The 22,996-nt window shown below is 55.6% G+C and carries 18 protein-coding genes; 10 read left to right on the forward strand and 8 right to left on the reverse strand.

The features are described from left to right. Positions 1-2: 2 nt before the first annotated feature. Both rsmA and AB1644_11350 read left to right on the forward strand, forming a co-directional pair. Positions 3-809: a 16S rRNA (adenine(1518)-N(6)/adenine(1519)-N(6))-dimethyltransferase RsmA gene (gene rsmA / locus AB1644_11345; GenBank protein ID MEW6051638.1), complete on the forward strand. Its 807-nt coding sequence runs from the start codon at positions 3-5 to the stop codon at positions 807-809. Between the two features lie 7 nt (positions 810-816). Beyond that, entirely contained in the window at positions 817-1,803 is a 987-nt protein-coding gene (locus tag AB1644_11350) for an RluA family pseudouridine synthase (GenBank protein MEW6051639.1), read from the forward strand. Here AB1644_11350 and AB1644_11355 read toward each other — a convergent pair. From AB1644_11355 to secA, 3 genes are all read right to left on the reverse strand, one after another. Beyond that, complete coding sequence (locus AB1644_11355) at positions 1,800-3,746, reverse strand: sulfatase-like hydrolase/transferase (GenBank protein MEW6051640.1); 1,947 nt, start codon at positions 3,744-3,746, stop codon at positions 1,800-1,802. The two genes, AB1644_11350 and AB1644_11355, sit on opposite strands and share 4 nt — an antisense overlap. Before the next feature lie 53 nt (positions 3,747-3,799). After that, complete coding sequence (locus AB1644_11360; protein ID MEW6051641.1) at positions 3,800-4,564, reverse strand: nucleotide-binding protein; 765 nt, start codon at positions 4,562-4,564, stop codon at positions 3,800-3,802. A gap of 380 nt (positions 4,565-4,944) precedes the next feature. After that, the gene (gene secA / locus AB1644_11365; protein MEW6051642.1) at positions 4,945-7,923 is read right to left on the reverse strand and encodes a preprotein translocase subunit SecA; all 2,979 of its coding nucleotides are present in this window, start codon (positions 7,921-7,923) and stop codon (positions 4,945-4,947) included. A gap of 157 nt (positions 7,924-8,080) precedes the next feature. On the opposite strand from secA, the gene rsgA reads away from it, so the two are divergent. From rsgA to pyrF, 8 genes are all read left to right on the forward strand, one after another. Continuing rightward, positions 8,081-9,004, forward strand: coding sequence for a ribosome small subunit-dependent GTPase A (gene rsgA, locus AB1644_11370; GenBank protein ID MEW6051643.1), 924 nt, complete (start codon positions 8,081-8,083; stop codon positions 9,002-9,004). Between the two features lie 44 nt (positions 9,005-9,048). Beyond that, entirely contained in the window at positions 9,049-9,954 is a 906-nt protein-coding gene (locus tag AB1644_11375) for an MlaD family protein (GenBank protein MEW6051644.1), read from the forward strand. A gap of 2 nt (positions 9,955-9,956) precedes the next feature. Beyond that, a complete protein-coding gene (locus tag AB1644_11380; protein MEW6051645.1) occupies positions 9,957-12,131 on the forward strand; it encodes an alpha-amylase/4-alpha-glucanotransferase domain-containing protein in 2,175 nt (724 codons plus the stop codon). Between the two features lie 57 nt (positions 12,132-12,188). Next, positions 12,189-12,932, forward strand: coding sequence for an NAD-dependent deacylase (locus tag AB1644_11385; GenBank protein MEW6051646.1), 744 nt, complete (start codon positions 12,189-12,191; stop codon positions 12,930-12,932). Between the two features lie 62 nt (positions 12,933-12,994). After that, complete coding sequence (locus AB1644_11390; protein MEW6051647.1) at positions 12,995-15,139, forward strand: tetratricopeptide repeat protein; 2,145 nt, start codon at positions 12,995-12,997, stop codon at positions 15,137-15,139. Beyond that, positions 15,136-15,930 (forward strand): dihydroorotate dehydrogenase electron transfer subunit, encoded by a 795-nt coding sequence (locus AB1644_11395; protein MEW6051648.1) that lies wholly within the window; start codon positions 15,136-15,138, stop codon positions 15,928-15,930. The genes AB1644_11390 and AB1644_11395 overlap by 4 nt, the downstream gene beginning before the upstream one ends. Next, complete coding sequence (locus AB1644_11400) at positions 15,927-16,844, forward strand: dihydroorotate dehydrogenase (GenBank protein ID MEW6051649.1); 918 nt, start codon at positions 15,927-15,929, stop codon at positions 16,842-16,844. The genes AB1644_11395 and AB1644_11400 overlap by 4 nt, the downstream gene beginning before the upstream one ends. After that, positions 16,844-17,740, forward strand: a complete 897-nt coding sequence (pyrF, locus tag AB1644_11405) for an orotidine-5'-phosphate decarboxylase (protein MEW6051650.1) — start codon at positions 16,844-16,846, stop codon at positions 17,738-17,740. Before AB1644_11400 ends, pyrF begins: the two co-directional genes overlap by 1 nt. A 22-nt stretch (positions 17,741-17,762) precedes the next feature. Here the strand turns inward: pyrF and AB1644_11410 are convergent, their stop codons facing one another. From AB1644_11410 to AB1644_11430, 5 genes are all read right to left on the reverse strand, one after another. Continuing rightward, the gene (locus AB1644_11410) at positions 17,763-19,073 is read right to left on the reverse strand and encodes an MFS transporter (GenBank protein ID MEW6051651.1); all 1,311 of its coding nucleotides are present in this window, start codon (positions 19,071-19,073) and stop codon (positions 17,763-17,765) included. After that, positions 19,066-20,283: an ABC transporter permease gene (locus AB1644_11415; protein ID MEW6051652.1), complete on the reverse strand. Its 1,218-nt coding sequence runs from the start codon at positions 20,281-20,283 to the stop codon at positions 19,066-19,068. The genes AB1644_11410 and AB1644_11415 overlap by 8 nt, the downstream gene beginning before the upstream one ends. Position 20,284: 1 nt before the next feature. Then, positions 20,285-21,583: an efflux RND transporter periplasmic adaptor subunit gene (locus AB1644_11420; GenBank protein MEW6051653.1), complete on the reverse strand. Its 1,299-nt coding sequence runs from the start codon at positions 21,581-21,583 to the stop codon at positions 20,285-20,287. Between the two features lie 159 nt (positions 21,584-21,742). Then, positions 21,743-22,306 carry a GNAT family protein gene (locus AB1644_11425; protein MEW6051654.1) on the reverse strand — a complete coding sequence of 188 codons (564 nt, stop codon included), beginning with the start codon at positions 22,304-22,306 and terminating at the stop codon, positions 21,743-21,745. After that, positions 22,303-22,863, reverse strand: coding sequence for an inorganic diphosphatase (locus AB1644_11430; GenBank protein ID MEW6051655.1), 561 nt, complete (start codon positions 22,861-22,863; stop codon positions 22,303-22,305). Before AB1644_11430 ends, AB1644_11425 begins: the two co-directional genes overlap by 4 nt. Positions 22,864-22,996 lie beyond the last annotated feature (133 nt).

The following is a 22,996-nucleotide window of genomic DNA, read 5'->3' on the forward strand; positions in this document are numbered from 1 at the left end:
CGATGTCACCATATCGGGCCAAAAAGCGCTTCGGGCAGCATTTCCTGAAATCCGACAAGGTCGTAGCGAGTATTCTGGAAACGCTTACTCCCAAGCCGGGTGACACGGTGGTTGAGATTGGGCCGGGAAGGGGAACTCTGACTGTTCCGCTTGCAAAGCTGGGTGCCAATGTCATAGCGGTCGAGTTCGACCGGGAGCTGGTTCCGTATTTGAAGAAACTGGTGATGGGAGCGGACAATATAGAGATTATCCATTCCGATTTCCTCAAATTCGACCCGCTGCAACGAGGACTGACAAAGTTCCATTTACTTGGGAACATCCCCTACAATATCACGTCTTCGGTGATCGACTGGTGTATCAGGTATCGGAAGCACATAATGCAGGCCGTGCTGATGGTTCAAAAAGAGATGGCACTTCGCATTGGGGGGTCGCCCGGTTCGAAAAACTGGTCACCGATCGCTATTATGACGCAGTTAGCATTTGACGTGCGGCACTGTTTTGATGTTTCCCCTCGCCATTTCAACCCGCCGCCGAAAGTGATTTCATCGGTCATACGTCTGTCACCAAAGGAGCGGGGATTGTCCGTACCCTATGAACAGTTCGATCGCGTACTGCGCACTGCCTTCAAGCAACGGCGAAAACTTCTTGCCAATAACATGGTGCCTGAGCTGGTCGCCACCAATGGGGAGGCGCAGTCGATTTTGGAGCGATTGAATCTGCCGCCTAACGTTCGGGCCGAGCAGATGAGTGTCGACCAGTTTGAGCACCTGACGCAATATCTGAACCTTAAAGACAAAACGATGGTGTAGCGACAGGATGACCGAACAAGTGACTCGGCATATCGAATTGATGGTGCCGGTAGATGCGCGATGGGAACGACTGGACAAATACCTGGCCGTCGTTGCCGAACTCGGACTGTCCCGCACGAGGGCCCAGATGTTGATTGGCAATGGGCAGGTGAAGGTCGACGGAGAGGTCGTGCGGTCGAATCATCGGGTCAAGCCGGGGCAGAAAATCGAGGCCGTTATTCCACCGCTACCGGAACTCGACTGGAGCCCGGAGGATATTCCGTTTGATGTAGTTTATGAGGACCCGTACCTAGCGGTGGTCAACAAGCCGGCCGGGCTGGTGACCCATCCGGCCAAAGGGAATTACAGCCATACGCTGGTAAACGGGCTGGTACATCGGTTTGGAAGGCTCCCATCGCTGGCGGAGGGGGGGCGGCCTGGAGTGATTCACCGTCTCGACAAACAGACCTCCGGTTTGTTGCTTGTTGCCAAAGAGGAGAAAGTCATGTACCAGCTTCAGCGGATGTTGGAGCAGAGGCAGATCAAGCGAAGCTATGTCGCGTTGGTGTGCGGCCATTTGGTAGAGGATTCGGGCACGATAGAACTCCCCATTGGCCGCTCGGCCACTGAACGAACGAAGATGGCAGTGACGCATGAGAACAGCCGCCCGGCGATTACGCATTACACCCAGCGCGAGCGTTTCCGTTCGTACGATCTGCTCGATGTCAGTCTTGAGACCGGTCGGACACACCAGATCCGAGTACATTTCTCTCATCTTGGGCATCCGGTGTTCGGGGATCCCGAATATGGCGGAAGAGAGACGTGGGTTCAGGGGATGTTCGCGCCTGAACGACCGTTGGCGAAGCGGATGCTTGCGCTCATTGGACGACAGGCACTGCACGCCCGACGGCTTGAGCTGGTACATCCGGTCACAAACACGCCGCTCGTGTGCGAGGTTGACCCGCCCGACGACTTCAAGGCGGTGCTGGCGCTCCTTGAGAACGAAGGGCGTTAGTGTTCGATCACGTTTGATGGCACAATCCGGTTGGAATACAGTAGGTCGGTAGCGAGCTGGTAGTAAGCCTGAGTTTTGATTCTGATGGAATCCGCAAAGGCCTGATAGGTACGCGATAGGTCAGTACGGAAATTCCTCGAGCGATAGTTGTATATGATCGGCGGACGGCTATCCGGCCCCATAACTGCGATGTAGTCCCTCTCGATCCATCCAAGATTCTCACCCGATATCCAGAACGCGAATCCATCGCTGCTATCCAGCGACAACAGATTTCGCCCCATGTCCGCGCGGTAGGGGAGACGTAGCATGGCGGCAAGGGTGGCCGGGATGTCGGTCTGTGACCCGATTACTGTCTTTACTCCCGCAGGGATGTTTTTGGGCGCATATAGAAGCATTGGTATCTGCTGATTCTCGAAGATATTCAGATTGGTGTGGTGCGTGTGATCGCCGGTAATCACGAAGATCGTGCTGTCGAACCAGGGCTCCTTACTGGCTCTGTCGAAGAATTGTCCCAGCGCCCGATCGGAGTAGTGATAGGCGTTTAGATATCGTGCTTCAGGATGTTGGCTGCGGCTGAGCACCGCAAAACTGTCGGCCGACATTTCTCCGGGCGGATGGGTTGAGACTGAAAGGAGATAGCCGAGAAATGGTTTGCCATCGGCCCCATTGAATTCCTGAATGGCTCTATCGAAGATGAACTCGTCATCGTATCCCCAAGCTTTGTCTTGGCCACCGCAGCTGTGCATCTGGCCGTTGCCGATTATGACATCAAACATCTCATGTTCCAGCATATTGCCAAGATTCTCGAAATCCAAAATCCCGCCGTGGACAAATATGTTGGTGTACCCCTGCTGTTTCAGTCGGACGCTGAGCGACGCGAAATTGTCCTGAAGTTCCTGTAGTCTGACGATTGGCAGTCCGACTTGGTCCGGATATCCGGTCAGTGTGCAGAACGATCCCGACGTCGTACGATATCCAGCGGAAAAGAAACGGTTGAAGAACAGACCATCCTTCGCAAGTCGGTTGAAATTCGGAGTGATACCCAGCGTGTCCCCAAGCGGTCCAGTAAACTTTCCGCTCCAGCTTTCCATCAGGATTATCACGACATTCAGTTTTCTGATGGCGCTGTCGGCATGTTGAGTCCGACGGTACAATGGGTAATCGGGGTCGAGTTGCTGTGATGGATCGATGCCCAGAAGGCCGAGCGCGATCTTCTTCGATTCTTCGGCATCCATCAACCGTATCGGCTTGCTTCGATAGATTGACCGCAGCGCCGTGTAGGGGCCGTTGATTGTCAGGGTGTTGACGGCGTTGTAGTGGCTGATGAAAGCATCAGCCTCACGAAGCGGCACTCGCTGAATCCCGCCACGCGCAATAACGATAAGCACAGGAAGCATGATCAAATAGACAACGAGTCTCGTGCGGGTCGGTATGGGTGAATACTCAAGCAAGCGTTGGTTGCGAATCAGGTGTATCGAGACAAACGCAAAGCAAACCAGTCCGACAAAGCCAAGAATAAAGATTGTCGAGTGAGCCAGAAATGCGGTTTTGATAATCGGCAGAAGACTCGCGTTCAGGTACACGAAAGCTTCGTATCCAAGTCGTTTACGGGAGAACTGGAAATAGAGCAGGTCGGCAAAGGCCAGCAGGAAATACACGAGGAAGATGGCGTGAGCCGCGAGTATCCAGAGCCAGCGAAACGACCTCAGTCGATTTATGAGCGGGAGGTGCGAAAGGATTAGGATGCCGGTGAAGCCAACCGCGGTCAGGGCAGCGTCGAAACGGAGGCCGTACAGAAAGCCGTTGTAGATTTCAAGAGCGGGCGTGGCGGTGAATTCGGTGCGGTAGAAGATAAGGAAAAGCAGCCGGAACAGGCTGAACATGAAGAGCGCAGCGAACAAACTTCGCAGGAAGAAGCGGAGTTCGTTTGTCAGCAGGTGCATAGTATTGAGGAATACCGATCAACTGTTGGGGGCGGCAAGTTCGTCGGCCGGGACTACAGAGCCTTGTTGGCGTCAATGGGAAGGCCGGCGGCTTTTAGCTCCTTCATGAGTTCCATCTGCCATCGATCCTGATCGTCAAAGGCAATGTACAGAACGCCGCCCACATCGGACGGACGGTCGAATGTGTCGTCGTCAACGACTAGGCAGGCGACTCTACTTCTGCCTAGCTTTCCCATCAGGTACCCATGTTCGAGCACAACATTCTGACGAGCGCGAGGTCGCCACGTTGAATCACTTCTCAGTCGACCTTCATCTTCCGGCACCATTATGATGATCCCATATGTAACATCCGTGTGTGATTCCAACTTTTCGATGACCGTATTCCCGGAGCTAGCTTGCTCCTTCAAGACAACCGCCCTCAGTCCGAGCTTCTCAACAAACCTTGCGACTGAATTCAAGCGACCGTTGTCACGGCCATGTGCAATAAAGACAGATTTGGTTGAATCACAATTCAATTTCGGCCCCCCCTTTGCATGTTTCTTGGGTTGTGTAGTTTGACCAGCATTATGTCGCTCGTATTCAGGTAGCTGCGTCATCATCTCCAGCTTAGCTCCAACCTGAAAGTCGAGCTGTTGCGTGAGATTGTTATACCAATTGACCTTGTCGGAACTAAACCTTAAATCGGGATTAAAGCAGAGCCACTTGTGCTTGTCGAGATACTGCAGCTGCACGAACATCTCTTGAGGATCAGCTTTTAGAAAAGAAAGCAACTCAAGAACAGTAAAGGGTCGCTCGTGCCTCACTTCAAAGCGTGACATGACATATCTTAGCAGGTGCTGACGCACTGTTACAATGTCAGCTTCACCTAATGACAGAATCTGCCGGTCGTTTGCTGAAGTGACTACTGCGTCGTGCGACAGACCTCCAAGTATCCCAAAGAGCGATCGGGTTACTAAGAGGAATCTGTGAGGTTCATCGTACTTAGGTAGGACAGAATTCGCTATCGACACTCTGAAGGGCAAATTCCCACCATATGGCAGGGGACGAACATGGAACTCATATTCGTCACCATCTCTACCGCTTGGGTGCGGCCTCGGGCCAGTCAATATGACAACCTCATATGCAATACCCCCCTGAAATAGCACATATGGCTTCTTCACAACTCCAGTGGGAATACCGTCATTTGTCATTGGTGTATCTACTCCCCTTGGCCGTGGCACTTTTTGTATTTCTTGCCGCTGCCGCAGGGACAGGGGTCGTTGCGGCCCACTTTCGGCATGGTTCGTTTGATTGTCTGCACGGTCTGTGTTCCGGCCTGTGAGGCGGCGGCCATCGGGTTTGATTCCTGTGATCCGGTCGGGTCGCTCACGCCCGATGCCAACCCCATGCCGGTGCTGTCTTGCTTGGTTGCGACCATCGCGGGCTGGCGGCGTAACTCCGGGCGGGTCGGCTGCTGGATATTCACCTGTAATTTGAATACGAGATTGACGATCTCCTTGTCAATGGTGGTGACCATCTGCTCGAAGATAGTGAACGCCTCGCGCTTGTAGATATCAATCGGTTTGCCGATCCCGCCGTGATAAGCGCGAAGGTGAATGCCGGTGCGAAGCTCGTCCATTTCGGCCAGGTGGTCGCGCCAGTGGCGGTCAATTGTGGAGAGCACGGCATATCGCTCCAACTGACGCATAATATGGTCGCCGTACGCAGTCTCTTTTTGCGTGTAGATCGCTATGACCGCCTTGAGGACGTTTTCCCGGAGTGATTCGCGGGTGAGTTTGGGAATATCCTCTGTCTTAAACTGCAGGTTCAGCAGGTAGACTTTGCGGAGTTCATCGGTGAATCCGGTCAGGTTCCAATTCTCGGGATACTGCTTCTCCGGACAGTACTCCTCGATGAACCCATCGAGCACCTCTTCGATCAGTTCAACTACCTCATCCTTGATCGATTCGCGCTCCAGTGCCGCCAGGCGGCGTTCGTAAATCCATTTGCGCTGGACATTCATAACGTCATCGTATTCCAGCGTGTGCTTTCGGATGGCGAAGTTCTGTGCTTCGACCTTTTTCTGCGCGCGCTCAATCGCCTTGGTGACCATCCGGTGCGTGATGACCTCCCCTTCCTTCACACCAAGCCGGTCCATAATCGAGCCGAGCCTTTCGCCGCCGAACAAGCGCATCAGATCATCCTCGAGTGACAGGAAGAAGATAGAGGAACCCGGGTCCCCCTGACGGCCGGACCGTCCACGCAGCTGTCGGTCGATCCGTCGGGACTCGTGTCGTTCGGTACCAACGATGTGTAGTCCGCCAAGGTCCACCACTCCCTGCCCCAGCTTGATATCGGTGCCTCGGCCCGCCATGTTGGTGGCGATGGTCACCGCGCCACGCTGTCCGGCATTGGCCACGATTTCGGCCTCGCGCTGGTGCTGCTTGGCATTCAGCACGTTGTGGTCAATCCCCTGTCGTTTTAGCATGCGTGAGAGAGTCTCGGAAACTTCCACCGATACCGTCCCCACCAGCACCGGCTGACCCGCTTTGTGCTTTTCCGTGATCTCTTCAATGATAGAATTATATTTCTCGCGGCGAGTGCGGAATATCTGGTCCTCGTAATCGTTGCGAATACACTGAACGTTGGTCGGAATTACCATCACGTCGAGCTTGTAGATCTCGAAGAACTCAGCCGCTTCAGTTTCTGCCGTACCGGTCATGCCGGCCAGTTTCTCATACATACGGAAATAGTTCTGCAGGGTGATCGTCGCCAGTGTCTGCGTTTCGGCTTCAATCCGCACCCCTTCTTTCGCCTCTATCGCCTGGTGCAGGCCGTCGGAATAGCGCCGACCAGGAAGGATGCGCCCCGTGAACTCATCGACAATCATCACCTTGCCGTCCTGCAGGACATACTCGACATCTTTTTCATACAGCGAATAGGCCCGCAGAAGCTGGTTGATGGCGTGCACTTTCTCCGAGCGTTCGGCGTGGACGCGATAATACTCATCGGCTCGCTTCTGACGTTCTTCCGGTGTCAGGCTGGAATCGCCATCGAGCTCGGAGAGCAGGGTGGAGAGATCCGGGATTTCGAACAGTTTCTGTTCTTCTTTCGAGAACTGCTGGTTCCCAAGGTCGGTTAAGGCGATAGTGTGTTCTCGTTCATCGATGTAGTAATAAAGGCGGTCATCGATCTCGTGTAGCTTCTTGTCCCGCATGTAGGCGGACTCAACATCGGTAACCAGTTTCTTGACCGAGCCTTCTTTCGTAAGCTTCAGCAGTCGTTTGTTCTTCGGGGCGCCGCGTTGGGCCGCCAGAAGCAACGTGCCGAGCTCGAATTCATCGTCCGATTTTCCCCCCTCAAGCAGCTTCTCCGCTTTGGCCACCATGTCGTTGACCAGGCTGGTCTGTTTGCGAACCAGTAGTTCTACCACCGATCGCATTTCCCGGTATCGGTCGTGGACAGTGGAGTGCTCCACCTGGCCGGATATAATCAAAGGAGTTCGCGCTTCATCTATCAGGATCGAATCGACTTCATCGATGATAGCATAGTGGTAGTTGCGGTGGACGCGGTCCTCGGCCCGTTGTGCCATGTTGTCGCGCAGGTAATCAAAGCCGAATTCGTTGGCGGTGCCGAAGGTGACGTCACAGAGGTACTGCTGCCGCCGTTCTTCATTGTTCATATGGTTCTGAATAACGCCAACGGTCAGACCGAGGTACTTGTATATCTGCCCCATCCACTCGGAGTCGCGGCGGGCGAGGTAGTCGTTGACCGTGACAATATGCACGCCCTTTTCGGTCAGGGCATTCAGGTACGTCGGCAATGTCGCCACCAGCGTTTTGCCTTCACCGGTGGCCATTTCGGCGATCTTCCCTTCATGAAGGGCGATACCCCCCATGAGCTGGACATCGAAATGCACCATGTTCCACTGGGTAGGGATATCAACCACATTCCAGGTCTGGCCGACCTGGCGGCGGCAGGCCTCTTTGACGACGGCGAACGCTTCGGTCATGAGGTCAGCAACCGTTTCTCCGTCGGCCAGCCGTTTCTTGAACTCATCCGTTTTGGCTCGGAACTGTTCCTCGGTGAGATCGTGGAGGGTCTCGTAGGACTCATTGATCGCGGCAACTGCGGGGAGCTGCTTTTTGACGTCCCGCTCGTGCTTGGTGCCGAATATTTTCGTAATAAAGTTTTTCATTTCAACTACTCTTCATGTGTCAGGCCATGCGAAGATACGTCATTATCTGCATCCCAATCAAGGTCTTAAACGGTCGAACGGTGGGTCTGTTTCAGAGCCGTCCACTTTTCTCAGCGCCCTATTGATACAAGCTGCGGGAAACGGTACATTTGATCCGATGGGTCACCTGGAACAAGGGATTGTCGTGGCGACCCGGGGACGGTTCTTCGAAGTTCTGGCTCCGGATCATGCCCGGCTTCGATGTGAGCTTCGCCAGAAGATCAAGTTTGGCAGCAAAGGGGTCACGCTGGTGACAGTGGGAGATGACGTCCAGTTCAGCCGGATTGACAACCAAAGCGGATCTATCGAACAAGTACTGCCACGCCGTACGACCTTTTCGCGGCCGTCCAAGGGGATGGAAAAGAAACAGCAGGTAATTGCGGCCAATCTCGACCGTATGGCAGCTATCAGTTCGGTCGTTTCGCCGCCCCTGAAAACAGGCCTAATTGATCGTTTGCTTATCGCAGCACAAATGGGGCATCTGGAGCCGCTCATCGTTATCAACAAGATTGACCTTGGGAGGCCCGGCCAACTCGATGAGATAGTCGCTGCCTATCGGACAATGGGTTGCTTAGTGGTTGAAGTATCAGCGCATACGGGTGTAGGACTTGAGGCCCTGGGAGAGTCATTGGCCGGTCATCGTACCCTGTTTGTCGGGCATTCTGGAGCAGGGAAATCCACTCTTTTGAACAAACTGGCGCCGGGTCTGGAGATTGCCACTCGGGAGGTCTCGCAGTACTCCAACCGGGGCAAGCACACGACAACCACAATGGAACTGTTCGCACTGCCGAACGGTGGACTGGTGGTCGATTCGCCGGGGCTCAAGGTAATGGGACTCTGGGAGTTGAGCGAGGCGGACCTTCCCCACTACTATCCGGAGTTTGAGCCATTCGGTCCGGAATGCCGGTTTCAGCCGTGCAGCCATATCCATGAGCCGGGATGTGCGGTGAAAGCGGCCGTGGAGCGGGGTGAAATCTGTCGTTTTCGCCATGAAAACTACTGCGCCATTGCCGCCACCCTCGGAGCCGAGGAGTTATGGTAAGCTCAAAAAATACAGTGAGTTACCGATAATCGGAATAATCGATTATGGCCTCAAAAAGCAATGTAGAATTTCGGGTTGGCGTGATCATCCTCATCGGATTGATCATCCTGCTGACATCTCTGTACTGGCTTCAGGGGTACAAACTGGAGCGAAATGCCCAGCATATCGACGTCCGGTTTGCCGATGTCGGCAGCCTGGCGGTCGGGGACAATGTTACGGTTTCGGGTGTTCTCAAGGGAAAGGTGAACCGTCTGACGCTGGAACCCTCCGGCGTGCTGGTCGAGTTGCTGGTTTATCAGGACGTACACTTGAAACGAGACGCGCAGATTACCATCAAGAACCTTGGTCTTATGGGTGAGCGATTTGTGGCGATCACGCCCGGCGCCGACAGCCTGCCGTATGACACGACGACGGTTGCCCAGGGATTCTACGACACCGGGATTCCCGAAGTACTCGGACTAATGGGGGACATGATCACTGAGTTGCATTCGCTGGTGCTTTCGTTCAAACGGACAATCGCCTCCGACTCATCCCTGCAAAAGTTCAACAACACGGTCGCCAATTTGGAGTCCGTATCGAAATCGCTGTCGTCGTATATGTCCCGAAACGAGGCGAGGTTGGATGAGACCGCTCAGAACTTCTTAGATGCGTCACGAAGCGTCAATCAGATGCTGACGCGCAACTCGCAGTTGGTCGACTCCACGACCAATCGGGTAAACCGCATGACTATCGAGCTCGAGACCTTCGTGAGACGATTGGACACGCTCTCGCAGTCGGCTCGACGGTTTGCCGATGCGCTCGATAACGAGGACGGTACCGCCCGGTTGCTGCTCGAGGATCGTGCCCTGTATGACGATCTTCGCAAAGCGGCAGCCAATCTGGATGATCTCATCAACGACATCCGCACGAATCCGCGTAAATACGTCAGTCTCCAGGTGAAAGTTTTCTGACCATGTCCCGCTTCACACTCGCGTTCGGCATTCACAATCATCAGCCGGTCGGGAATTTCGACCACGTTTTCGAAGAGGCGCATCGGCACGCATACCTTCCGTTTGTCAAGCTACTCGAGCGTTTCCCCGGTATTCGGCTGTCGCTGCATCAATCCGGCATTCTCTGGGATTGGCAGCAGCAGAAGCACCACGCCTATTTCGACCAGATAAGTCGCCTGCTTGGCCGCAATCAGATTGAACTGATGACCGGCGGGTTTTATGAACCGATCCTCCCGGCTATTCCCGAGCGTGATGTTCTGGGGCAGATTGCGATGCTCAACGCCTATCTGGAGTCACATTTTGGTGTGAATCCGAAAGGGCTCTGGCTGACTGAACGGGTCTGGGAGCCGCATCTGCCGAAACTGCTGGCCAAAGCTGGTGTCACCCATTTGCCGGTCGATGATACTCATTTCATCTTTGCAGGGCTTGAGCATGAGCAGCTCTGCGGTCCTTTCGTTACGGAGAGTGAAGGGTATGCGGTCACCGCGCTGCCCATCGAGAAGAAACTTCGCTACCTCATTCCGTTCGGCCGGGTCGAGGAAGTGATCGACGAACTCAAGCGGCAGGCTGAGCGGAGTCCGGATGGCATGGCGGTGTACGCCGACGATGGCGAGAAATTCGGCGTGTGGCCCAAGACATATCAGCACTGCTATGAAGATCGCTGGCTCGAGCAGTTTTTCGAGGCATTAGAACGTAATGGCGACTGGCTCGAAATGATCACGTTGAGCGAAGCGGCCGAGCGGCCAGCCGTGGGACGTGTCTATTTGCCCACCGCCTCATATGAGGAAATGCTGCATTGGGCGCTTCCGGCCAAAGCGTTTGTTGAATATGAGCAGTTCGAGGAATGGCTCAAGGATCAGGGGAAACTGGCTCAATATGCGCGCTTCGTGCGGGGAGGTCATTGGAGGAGTTTCTTGGCCAAGTACGAAGAGGCGAACCTGATGCACAAGCGGATGGTTCGAGTTTCGAATATGCTCGCGGAGTTTGAGCGAGAATGCCCCAGCGGCCAGGCCGGCCTTTCCGAAGTGCGTGATCGGCTGTATGCCTCCCAATGCAACTGTCCCTACTGGCACGGCGTATTCGGCGGCCTATACCTGCCGCACATTCGGCAGGCGGTTTATGAGGCGATGATTGCTGCCGAAGATCAGCTTGGCCGTATGACCAGCAGGCTACGAACTGGTATAACCGTGAGCGATTATGACGCCGATGGCGCCGAAGAGGTCCTCTGTACGACCGCCCGATTCTCGGCGGTTATCAAACCGAGCCGGGGCGGCATATTGGCTGATCTGGCGCTCTTGAAACAGCATTTCGACCTGACCGACACACTGAGCCGACGTCGTGAAGGGTACCACCGTAAACTGGCCAGGGCAGTCACTGCCGAAACATCCCAGCACACCTCATCGATTCACGATCTGGTGTTGGCCAAGGAATCGGGGCTCGACCAGCTTCTGATCGAGGACCGCTACCTTCGCCGCTGCTTTATCGATCATTTCTTTGCCGCCGACGTCACCGCAGATCAGTTCTATCGCATGACATTCCAGGAGGTCGGGGATTTTGTCACTGGTCGCTACGACTATCTTCCTGCTGACGGCAAGCTGGTCGTCGACCTTATTCGCAACGGTACCGTTCGACACAATGGAACCGCGACTCAAATCAGAGTGTCGAAAAGGTTCGGGTTTGATTATGACAGCGGTCAGATAGTCGTGGGTTACGAGTTGTCGGCACCGAACTCCGGACCTATCGAGGTGCTCTTCGCGATTGAAAACAACTTCTCCTTTCAGGCCGGACACGCCCATGACAGGTATATCATCGTCGATGGCGCCCGACCATCAGACTCATTTCTCGATACGTTCCAAACATGTCCTCAGGGACAGGGTCTGGCTATGGCCGATGAATATCGCAATCTGGCGGTGGCGATTCTGTCCGACAGGCAGGCCGAACTCTGGCACATGCCGATCTTTACAGTGTCGCTCTCTGAAGCGGGATTCGAGAAAGTATACCAGGGTACCACGCTCGTTCACCTGTACCGTCTTCACCTGACCACTCAGCCGGTCAAGCTCACCCTTCGCTTGCTCGCCGGACCGCTCCAATCGGTTCTCGCACAGGCGTTTCCGCGTTCGGCGGTCAGCGCTATCTGAGCATCCCCAACCAATTATTGGATTGGCTTTTGCTTTCGCCGAGGCTATCTTGGTGTTGTGCTGAAGAAAATCGCCCGAGTGATCAGGCAATCTCGTCGCTGCGTTGTTCTTACTGGGGCAGGCATATCGGCCGAATCGGGGGTGCCAACCTTCCGAGGCAAGGAAGGGCTATGGGGCAAGTTCCGTCCAGAAGAACTGGCCACCATGGGGGCGTTTTTGGCCAATCCCAAGATCGTCTGGGAATGGTACAACTGGCGACGCCAATTGATCGCTAAGGTGGAGCCGAACGCAGGTCATTATGCTCTCGCGGAGATGTCGCGATGGTTCCGGAGTTTCACATTGGTGACTCAAAACGTCGACAACCTTCATCGGCTGGCCGGCTCGACCGAAGTGCTGGAGTTGCACGGCAATATCTATCGAAACAAGTGTGCCAAGTGCGGCCGCCTGTTCGAGGAAACTGAAGAGATCGAACCTTCCCGTATCCCGGCTTGTCGGTACTGTGGCGGCGCGATTCGGCCGGACGTCGTCTGGTTCGGGGAGATGCTTCCGGAAGACGTGATCGACCTGGCTTTTCGCCGATCGGAAGAGGCGGATCTGTTCTTGTCGGTTGGTACCTCGGCCCTGGTGCATCCCGCTGCCACACTTCCCGTGGTGGCTAAGCGGCATGGCGCCGTACTTGTCGAGATCAACCCTGAGCCGACACCGCTCAGCGAGCTGGCCGATTATGCGATTCAGCAGCCGGCGGGCCAGGCATTGCCGGCCCTGATGAATCTGCTCCGGGAAGCGAAGCCGGTGGCGTGAACCGAGTCAACTTCCATTTCACTATGGCTGTATAAGAGCAAAGGCTGACCCACCAGGTGAAGTTGTTTCGCAAACAATCACTACTGTCAATCCTGATTCCGATATTCGCCGCTTGGGTGATCGGCGGTTGTGTCTATTACAACACATTCTACAACGCGCACAGCGCGTTCAACAACGCCGAGAAGCAACGCAAGAAATCCGGGCAGGTGAACCAGGCGGACTACAAGAAGGCAATCGATAAGTCACTGAAAGTGGTCGAGTACCACGCCAATTCCAAATGGTATGATGATGCTCTCTACGTGTTGGGGGTTTCATATTACTGGACTAAGCAGTACACCCGGGCGGAACGGCGCTTTCGTGAACTCCTGGCCAATTACCCAAACTCCAAGTTCATCAAGGAATCAAACCTGTACCTGGCCAAGTCGAAACTTGAACTGGAGGAGATGGGGGAGGCGATGACGCTCTTCGATGAGTTGTTCCGGTCCGATTACAGCCGGGAGATCAAGGCCGAGGCGGCGATGGCTTTGGGAGTGTACCATTACGAGGACAAGGACTACGAGACGGCCCAGGGGTATTTTCAGGCGGTCCGCGACTCACTGGGGAATCAGGAGCAAAAGAAAATTGCACAGAAGTACATTGCCGACGGCCAGTATATTCAGTTTCGGTTTCAGGATGCGGTCGGTGCGTATTTGCAGCTGCTTGGCATGGATCCGACCAAAGCCGAGAAATACCATGCCTTACACCGTGCGGCGCTTTGTTCCTATCGCCTGCAGCGGATCAAGACCGGACTTGATTATCTCAACCAACTGATCAAAGATCCGCTCTATTTCGATTCGCTGGGGGTGCTTCAGCTGGATGTCGCGGAGGGATACGAGGCCGATGGTGATCTGGCATTAGCTGAAGGGACCTATTCCACCGTTGCCACCACGGCGACGAACAATCAGTGGGCATCGAAAGCCTACTATCGCCTGGGGCTGTTGTATCAGTACGATTACGATGACCTGGAGTCGGCCAAGCGATTCTATGACAAAGCGGTCGGGGCCAATGCTGCAACCGAAGAAGGGCGCGAGGCGCTGCAGCGCTCCTCGGATATCAGCAAACTTGACACCTTCCTGGTCAGGATCACACCCGATTCCAATGTCTCTCAGGAACAGATCGATTCGCGTGCCCGTACGCAGTATCTCCTTGCGGAGCTCTACTGGTTTCAGCTCAACAAACCGGATTCGGCGATCTCTGAGTTGGAGCAGCTTCTGTCCACGTACCCGCACGCCTACATTGCCCCCAAGGCCATGATCGCGCTGTCACAAATGTATCGCGACTATGCCGAGGACACGATCCGGGCCGACTCACTTGTCCGCGCGGTTATCCAGCATTACCCGCGGTCCGATTACATTCCTGTGGCGTTGGAATTTCTCGGCTTGCAGGGAAGCGCCGCCGACACCGGGTACGCCGAATGGTATCTTCGCCGGGCTGAGGATTTCCTGATCGATCATGACAACTATGATTCCGCCCGGGCCAACTACCAGATGGTGGTAGACAGCTTCCCGGAGTCCAAATATCATTTGCAGGCACGGTTCAGTCTTGTCTGGATCAAGGAGAACTATCGAGCGCCTGGCGATTCATCGCTGCTTGTGGCGTATCGCGAGATAGCGGACTCGTTTGCAGCGACCTCGTGGGGGGCGGAGGCCTCGAAGCGGTTGCCTCGGGAGAAAGCGGGTCAGAAGCGTCAGGACTTGGTGCGTCAGCAAGATACCTTACTCGACACGCTTCAGCCCGGCCCCGACACCGGTTTTGCCGCGGCGCCACCGGATACCGGCAGCGGGTACATCGACCCGCTCCAGGCTGTCTATCGCGGTCCAAACGGCGAGCCACTGATCATCATTGACGTGAAGCCGAGAGAGACGCTGGTCGAATTCGAGTATCCGCCATCCGCGTACAATCTGTCGCAGAATGAGTTCTATCTCTATTTCCAGATCAAGCTTGATTTTTCGGGCAAGGTTGTTGATTATGTGCTCAAGGTACCGTCCGGCAGCGATGAGTTGGACAATCGGGCCGGTGAAACGATCAGTTCGATGATCTTCAACCTGGACGATGTCCAACGCCAGGTGTCCCAGAAGACAGTTGACGAGGACATCTCCAAGCGAGACCCGACTGGAAGCTGGTATGTGTACAAGTACCTGGTCAAAAAGCCGGATTATGCACGATGATTCGACCAACCTGTGAGCGCACGCTCGTACGAAAAGTCCGCGATCTCAAGAACAACTATTATTCGATGACTTTCGGTCCGTATTCGAGGGCCGGAGAGTGCCGCCCCGGCAGTTTCCTGCACGTGCGGATGCCGGGATCGGAGATCTACTTCCGTCGCGCCATGTCGGTGGCTGGCATCGACACTCGCAAAGGCGAAATTGAAATCATTTTCAAGATTTTCGGCCGCGGGACGACGATTCTGTCCAAGTACACTCGCGGCGACACAGTCGATATCCTGGGTCCTCTGGGAGTGCCGTTCAGCGCGCCGAAGAAGAACGAACGTGTTCTGATCGTGGCGGGAGGAGTGGGGTTTCCGCCGCTCTTGTATCTTGCAGCCGATCTCATCCGCAAGGGACTCGATGCCCGGCGGATAGAGTTCTTTTACGGAGGGAGGTCCTCGACCGACCTGGTGGAGCGAGCACGCATCAAGAAGCTCGGCGTCAACTTCCATCCATTTACGGATGATGGTTCGTATGGTGGAGATGGAATGGTGACGGCGCCGGTTGAGCGATTTGTTCACGAGCACCAGGGCGAGAAGCTTCGAATATACGCTTGCGGACCCGAGCCTATGCTGAAGGCTGCCGACCAGATCGGTTTGCGGTCCGACATACCGGGCCAACTTTCCCTTGAGGCTCCAATGCCGTGCGGGATAGGCGTCTGTTTGGGATGTGTCGTCCCGCTGACGGTCGGCGGCTACGCCAGGGTTTGCTGCGACGGCCCGGTGTTCAATATCGGAGAGGTGAAACTGTGACGCCGGACCTTCGTGTTACCATTGCGGGTGTCGAATTCACCAATCCGATCATGACGGCGTCGGGCTGCTGCGGATACGGGGAAGAGCTGGCTGCGTGTTATCCGTTGTCGAAGCTGGGGGCACTCGTCACCAAATCCATCACGCTCAAACCGCGCCTGGGACATCCGCCGCCGCGCACGGCCGAGACCGCCTCCGGCATGCTGAACGCTATCGGATTGGCCAATGTGGGGATCGATGCGTTCGTGCGGGACAAGATCCCGTTCCTGGAAAAGCAGAACACGAAGATCATCGTCAACGTCGCCGGCTCGACACTCCAGGAATATGTCGAAGTTTCGGCCCGCCTGGCCGACTGCCCGCGTGTGGACATGATCGAGCTTAATATCAGTTGTCCGAATGTCGACAAGGGAGGGATTGAGTTTGGCGCTGATCCGGTCATGACAGAGAGATCGGTGGCCGAGGTTAAGAAAGTGTTCCCGCGACCGGTGATTGCGAAGCTTGGCCCCAATGTGACGGACATCGTCGCCATTGCGAAAGCCGCGGAACAAGGGGGAGCCGATGCGTTCGCGATCATGAACTCGGCGTTTGGCACCTCGATCGATGTAGAGACTTGGCGTCCACGGTTGACCAACAACCGGGGAGGCCTCACCGGTCCGGCGATCAAGCCGATCGCGCTGGTGATGGTTGACCTGGTGCACAGCAATTGCCGGCTGCCCATTATCGGGATCGGAGGCATTTCGAATGCCGACGATGTGGTCGAGTTCATGCTGGTCGGCGCTATGGCCGTACAGATCGGGACGGCTCTGTTCGTGGAGCCGGACGCCCCGCTTAAGATCATTACCGGTCTCAAGGAATATATGAAACGTAAACATCTGCCGACCGTCGCGGACCTGGTGGGCAAGGTGAGGAAATACTGATGTCTATAGTCAAGGATCTCCAGAAAATACAACAGAAGAACCGCAGCATGATCTGTCTGGGACTGGACCTGGATCCCAAGAAAATGCCCCAGGAGTACGCGAACACCATGAAAGGGATGTTCGACTTTGCGCATCGAATAATCGATGCGACGTCGGATCAGGTCTGCGCCTACAAGCCCAATCTGGCGTTTTATGAGGCGCTTGGCCCGGAGGGATTGTCGCTTCTGAAACTGATTCGTGAGCGGATCCCCGATGATATCCCGGTCATCATGGATGGCAAGCGCGGTGATATCGGCAATACCGCCGGTTATTATGCCGAGGCGATGTATGGGAAATTTCGAGCCGATTGGGTGACACTGAGCCCGTACATGGGATATGACTCAATCAGACCGTTTCTGGAACATAAGGACAAAGGGGTATTCATCCTTTGCCTTACGTCCAACACCGGGTCAAAAGACTTTCAGCTCATCGAAATCGACGGCAAACCGCTGTACAAGATCGTGGCCGAGAAGGTTCACTACTGGAACAAAGAGCAGAATTGCGGTCTGGTGGTGGGGGCAACACATCCGGATCAACTCAAAGAGATACGTGTCGTTGCGGCTGACATGCCGCTGTTGATCCCCGGAGTGGGGGCACAGGGAGGGTCGCTTGAGGAAGCTGCCACGCTCGGCACGGAGCAGTTCCGTAAACCCGCGGTCATCAATGTCTCGCGCTCGGTGTTGTACGCCTCGACCGACAAGGATTTCGCCATGCGGGCGCGCCAGGAGCTTGAGAAGCTCAATGCTCAGGTGAGTGCTTTGCGCAGCCATTCCGTCAAAGGGGACACGCCATCAGTGGAAACATCTGCGAGCGCCGGGCCGCCGCCGGCAACTCCGCCGCTGCCACCGGCCGGATAATTGCCTTGCCGTCGAGAATGGCCTACGAACCGTTGGTCGGCAATTCTGAGATTATCCCCTTTTTCAGATAAACCGGACGAATGTATTTCCGCAGGGCAGGCAATTGCCGTGCGAACAGCGCCGCGCCGATGATGCAGAACGCGCCACCGATCCCGACCGTATAGGGAGCCCCCATCGAACTGGCCATCGTGCCGGCCATCAGACTGCCAAATGGCAGGATGCCCCGAAACGCAACGGTGTAGAAGCTCATTACTCGCCCTCGCTTGTCATCGTCGGATATCGTCTGGAGCATCGTATTGCTGGCGGCCATCTGCACGATCATGCCAAAGCCGGTGAAGAACAAGATGACGAGTGAGAGCCAGAACATCCGTGAGAGCGAGAAGAGGATCAGTCCACTTCCGAAGATGGCGGCGCTGAGCGGTATGATGCGTCCCAGTCCGCGGACGTTCTTGCGCGCCGCCAGGAAAATGGCGCCTGTCAGGGCGCCGATCCCAGGCGCAGACATCAGGAAGCCCAGTGTGTGCGGACCACCACCAAGAATATCTTTGGCAAAGATCGGCATGAGCACGGTATAGGGGAGACCGACGAGACTCACCAGCGACAGCAACAGCAGAATGGACCGGATCGGCGGAAAGCCGTAGACATATCGCGCCCCCTCACGTAGTCCGTCCCAGACGGTTTCCCGCTCGCGTTTTGGCGTCATGGTTACCGGCAGACGCATGGCAAGCAGCGCCGCAAGCACTGCGATATAACTAAGCCCGTTGGCCAGAAAACAGATCCCCTCGCCAAAGGCGGCAATTAGGATCCCGGCCAGCGACGGTCCGATTAACCGGGAGCTGTTCACCATCGACGAATTGAGTGCAATAGCGTTGCTCAGGTCATCCTTATCGTTCAGCATGTCGGACATGAATGCTTGTCTGACGGGGATGTCGAACGCGTTAGCCAGACCGAGCAAAGAGCTGAGCATCATCACGTGCCATACAGCCACAGTACCGGTCAGGACCAGCGCCGCCAGTGTCAGCGCCTGGAGCATGGCGGTAACCTGAATGGCGTACATCAGGCGGTAGCGGTTCCATCGGTCCGCCAGCACCCCTGCAAACGGCGCGATGACAAGAGAAGGGAAGAAGCCCAGGAAGCTGACCGCGCCAAGCAGAAAAGCCGAATCAGTGAGTCGATACACCAGCCAGCTCATCGCCACCTGCTGCATCCAGGTGCCGATCAGCGAGATCGTTTGCCCAATAAAGAAGAGGCGGAAATTGCGGTGCCTGAGCGAGCGGAAGGTGCGGCGCAGGCCAGCCAGTAATCTGCCGGTACCTGCGGAGGTATCACTCATAGCGGAGTGCTTCGATGGGGTCCAAAGACGAGGCCTTGCGGGCCGGATAGAAGCCGAAAAACATTCCCACCGCTGCTGAGAAAGCGAACGCCATGGCGACTGTTTCAGGCGATACTTTTGTAGGCCAGCCGGCGAACTTGGCGATCAAACTGGTGACTCCTACACCAAGCCCTATGCCGATAACACCGCCCACAATACTCAGGAGAATTGCCTCTACAAGGAATTGCTGGAGAATATCTCTGCGTCGTGCACCGAGTGATTTGCGTACCCCGATCTCGCGTGTACGCTCGGTCGCAGAGACCAACATGATGTTCATGATCCCAATGCCCCCAACCAGCAAAGAAACGGAGGCGATGGCGCCGAGAAGTGTGGTCATGGTTTTCGAAGTAGATGTTGCCATGCTGGCGATATCGGACTGCGAACGGATGGTGAAGTCATCTTCCTGCCAGTCCTGCAGCCGATGGCGCTGACGGAGAATCTGCTTGATCTGCTTCTGTGCGTCGTCGATCTGAGCTTTGCTCACCGCCGATACCACCGCCATGCTGACGTGCTCGATCCCCATGACCTTGCGTTGAACGGTGGAAAACGGAGCGATAATCAGATCATCCTGATCCTGGCCCATCGCGGTCTGTCCCTTTGGCGTCAATGTCCCGATGACCAAGAACGGAAGCTTGCCGATCCGGATCGTCTGGCCCACCGGACTCTGTCCCGGAAAGAGATTATCGATGACCGTCTGGCCAAGCAAACATACTTTTGTGCCGCCACGGTCATCCTGCTCCGTGAAAGCGTCTCCCGAGGCTACCTTCCAGTCGCGAATCTTGAGAAAATCTGCGTTCCCGCCTTGAATTGAAGTGAACCAGTTGAGATTGCCAGCAACTACCTGACGATTCGTGCGACAGGATGGACTCACCATGGCAATTGCCGGTGCCTCATCTCGAAGCGCCTGCAGGTCCGCGAGATCAAGATTGACTCCCGCGCCGGCCCCAGTGCTCACGCCACCGGGCATCATGGAAGATGGAAATATCATCAGGACGTTTGTGCCCAGACTGGCGATCTGTGATTCCACGGCGCTCGAGGCCCCCTTGCCAATTGCCACCATTGCGATAACAGCCCCGACGCCGATGATGATGCCGAGCATCGTCAGCAGCGCCCTGGTCTTGTGCCGGAGAAGTGAGTCGAGCGCGATATTGAAAGTCTGCTCGAATCGCATGCTATCGTCTCCCTCCGCCGGGGAATCGAGGCATGAACGGGTTCTGCGTTTGAGTGGTCGTGGCCTGCCCTGAGGTTGTCGATGCACCCACGATCACGGAATCCCCTTCCTGGAGTCGGGATTGCTCGATAACGACATACCTACTGTTTTGTATTCCCTTGGCAATGCGAACCGGTCTGGGCAAGCCATTTTCCATTGTCCAGACTCTCGTTCCGGCTTGCGTGGAATCGCCGGCTTGTCCCCAGCCACCCCGGCCACCCCGGTGCGGTTGCGAGCGCATAGAGGTGCTGTCTTGAACATCGCTGGTGCTGGCAACGGCGCCGGGCTGTTGCGGCGGGCGATCCAGCGCTACCTTACGAGCTTCCGCGATCATGGCGAGTACGTCGGACGACGGACTGAACTTGAGTGCCTGCACCGGCAGCCGCAGGGCATTCTCCGCTTTGGCAACTTCGATGGTGACCGTCGCTGTCATGCCCGGCATCAGTTTGAGCTCCGGATTGGCCACGTCAATGATGACGTTGTATGTAACAACGTTCTGGCTTATGATCGGAGCGAGACGAACTTGGCTGACTGTCCCATCGAAAACCTGATCGGGATAGGCGTCCACACGGAAAGTAACACGTTGCCCGTCTTTGACACTGCCGATGTCTGCCTCGTCAACGCTCGCCTCGACCTGCATTTGCCGTAAGTCGTTAGCTATGGTGAAGATAGTGGGGGCCGAGAGACTCGCTGCGACAGTCTGTCCGACATCGACGTCTCTGGAGATCACGACTCCACTGATCGGCGCTTTAATCGTCGCATAGCGGAGATTCACCTGTGCGCGATCGAGCGTAGCTTCCGCCTGTTTCATACCTGCCTTGGCCGATTCGAGCGATGTTGTCGCGGCATCGATGTCCGCCTGGGAGATCATCCCCTTATCAAACAGCGAGTTCATCCGCTTGATATTCCGTTCTGCCTCGTTGAATGATGCCTGTGCTCGCTCGACATTGGCCTTCTGCTCGTTGACTGTTGCCTGAAGGTTAGTCGGGTCCAATTGCGCCAGAAGGTCCCCTTCCTTCACCTGCGAGTTAAAATCCGCATACAATTTGGCGATTGTTCCGGAAACCTGGGTGCCAACTTGCACGGTGGTAACCGCGTTGAGCGTTCCCGTCGCGCTGATGGTGATCGCCACTTCGCCACGGTCAACTTTGCCGAAACTGTAACTGGTCCTGGCCTGGGTGCTTCGGCCGAACAAGTACCAGCCGCCAACTCCGGCTACCACCACTGCCCCAGCTATCAAAAGTAGTTTTCGTGATCTCATATCATCTTTCCCAAACAGCTCGCCACGGGCCGTCATCCATTTGTAAACCCTGATCCCGACAAGTGTTCCCGGCCCGGGGCACTCGTTCCATTACTCTTGAGATTAGACAGGCGGGGAATGCCGAAAGATTAACAGGCCGATCCCACCAGCGGAGGCACTTCATCCATCGAACTCGAACAAAAGCAGCGAATACAGGTAGCCGTCGTGGAACTCGTTGTTGATGAAGTAGTGATGCCGAAGGGTTCCGTCTCGTCTGAAGCCCGCGGCCTCCAGAAGCTTGCAGGCAGCGATATTCGGCTGTGAAGTCTGAGCATACACCTTGTTCAAACCGCGATATCGAAACAGATAGCGACTGAGGATACGGATCGCCTCACGGCCAAACCCCTTGCGCCGTTCCTCCGGGTCGACCAGCAGCCCCAGCTCCGCCGAGCGGTTCAGCGGGTTCAGGTCGAAATACGAAACCCTCCCAACCGGCACGTTGTCCGCCGTGCGAATCACCATGAACTGCTGGCGAAACGGCGTGCGCTCATCCTTCTTGAAATTTTCAGATGCTTCAGCTGCCGAATAGACGACGACCGGACGGCACGTCTGCGTTTGCGGTTCGCTCAGAAGGAACCAATGGTGCGTGTTGGCAATATCATCAGCCGTGGCTGCCCGAAGGTAGATCTTCTCTCCGACCAGCGATGGCGCCGTTGGGGGCGTCGCCTTTTTCTCAGCCATCATGCATACTTCCTTTTGATCTCATCCTCGTGATCCCGATACATCTTCATGGCGTCCCGGATCGCGTTGTTGGCATCGATCCGCCCCCGTAGGGTGTCGACAATCACTTCCTTGTGCTCGAGCGTCTTGTAGTCCTCAAAGAACCGCCGAAGCTCCTTGACCGTGTGCCGTGGAATAGCCGAGATATCTTCGTATGTGTTCCAGGCGGGGTCATTGGCGTGGACAGCAATGATCTTGTCGTCCTGCCCTTTTTCGTCGCGCATCGACATCATACCGATCGCTTTGCACTCGACCAGGCAGAGCGGGTGCAGTTCTTCCTGGCAAAGCACCAGGATATCGAGAGGATCGCCGTCGTCGCAGAATGTCCGCGGGATGAAACCGTAATTGGCCGGATAATGGACTGAACTATAGAGGACGCGATCGGCCATCAGCAAGCCGCTTTTCTTGTCCAGTTCGTACTTGTTCTTGCTGCCTTTGGGGATCTCTATGATACCAAGAAATGACTCCACTATGTTATCGCCGGGGTGAATATCGTGCCAGGGATGAGCCAGATGTGCCATTGTTTCTCCACTATTCAAACTTCAAATATACCAAATGCCTGACCGCGCCGCAACCGTCAATCCCGCCTTGCGGCATGTGCTTTTCCGGAGGTCAGCCGATGCACCTTGACACCGTTGATTGTCGCCACTACCG

It is taken from the genome of Candidatus Zixiibacteriota bacterium (assembly GCA_040753875.1).
Lineage (GTDB): Bacteria > Zixibacteria > MSB-5A5 > GN15 > FEB-12 > DATKJY01.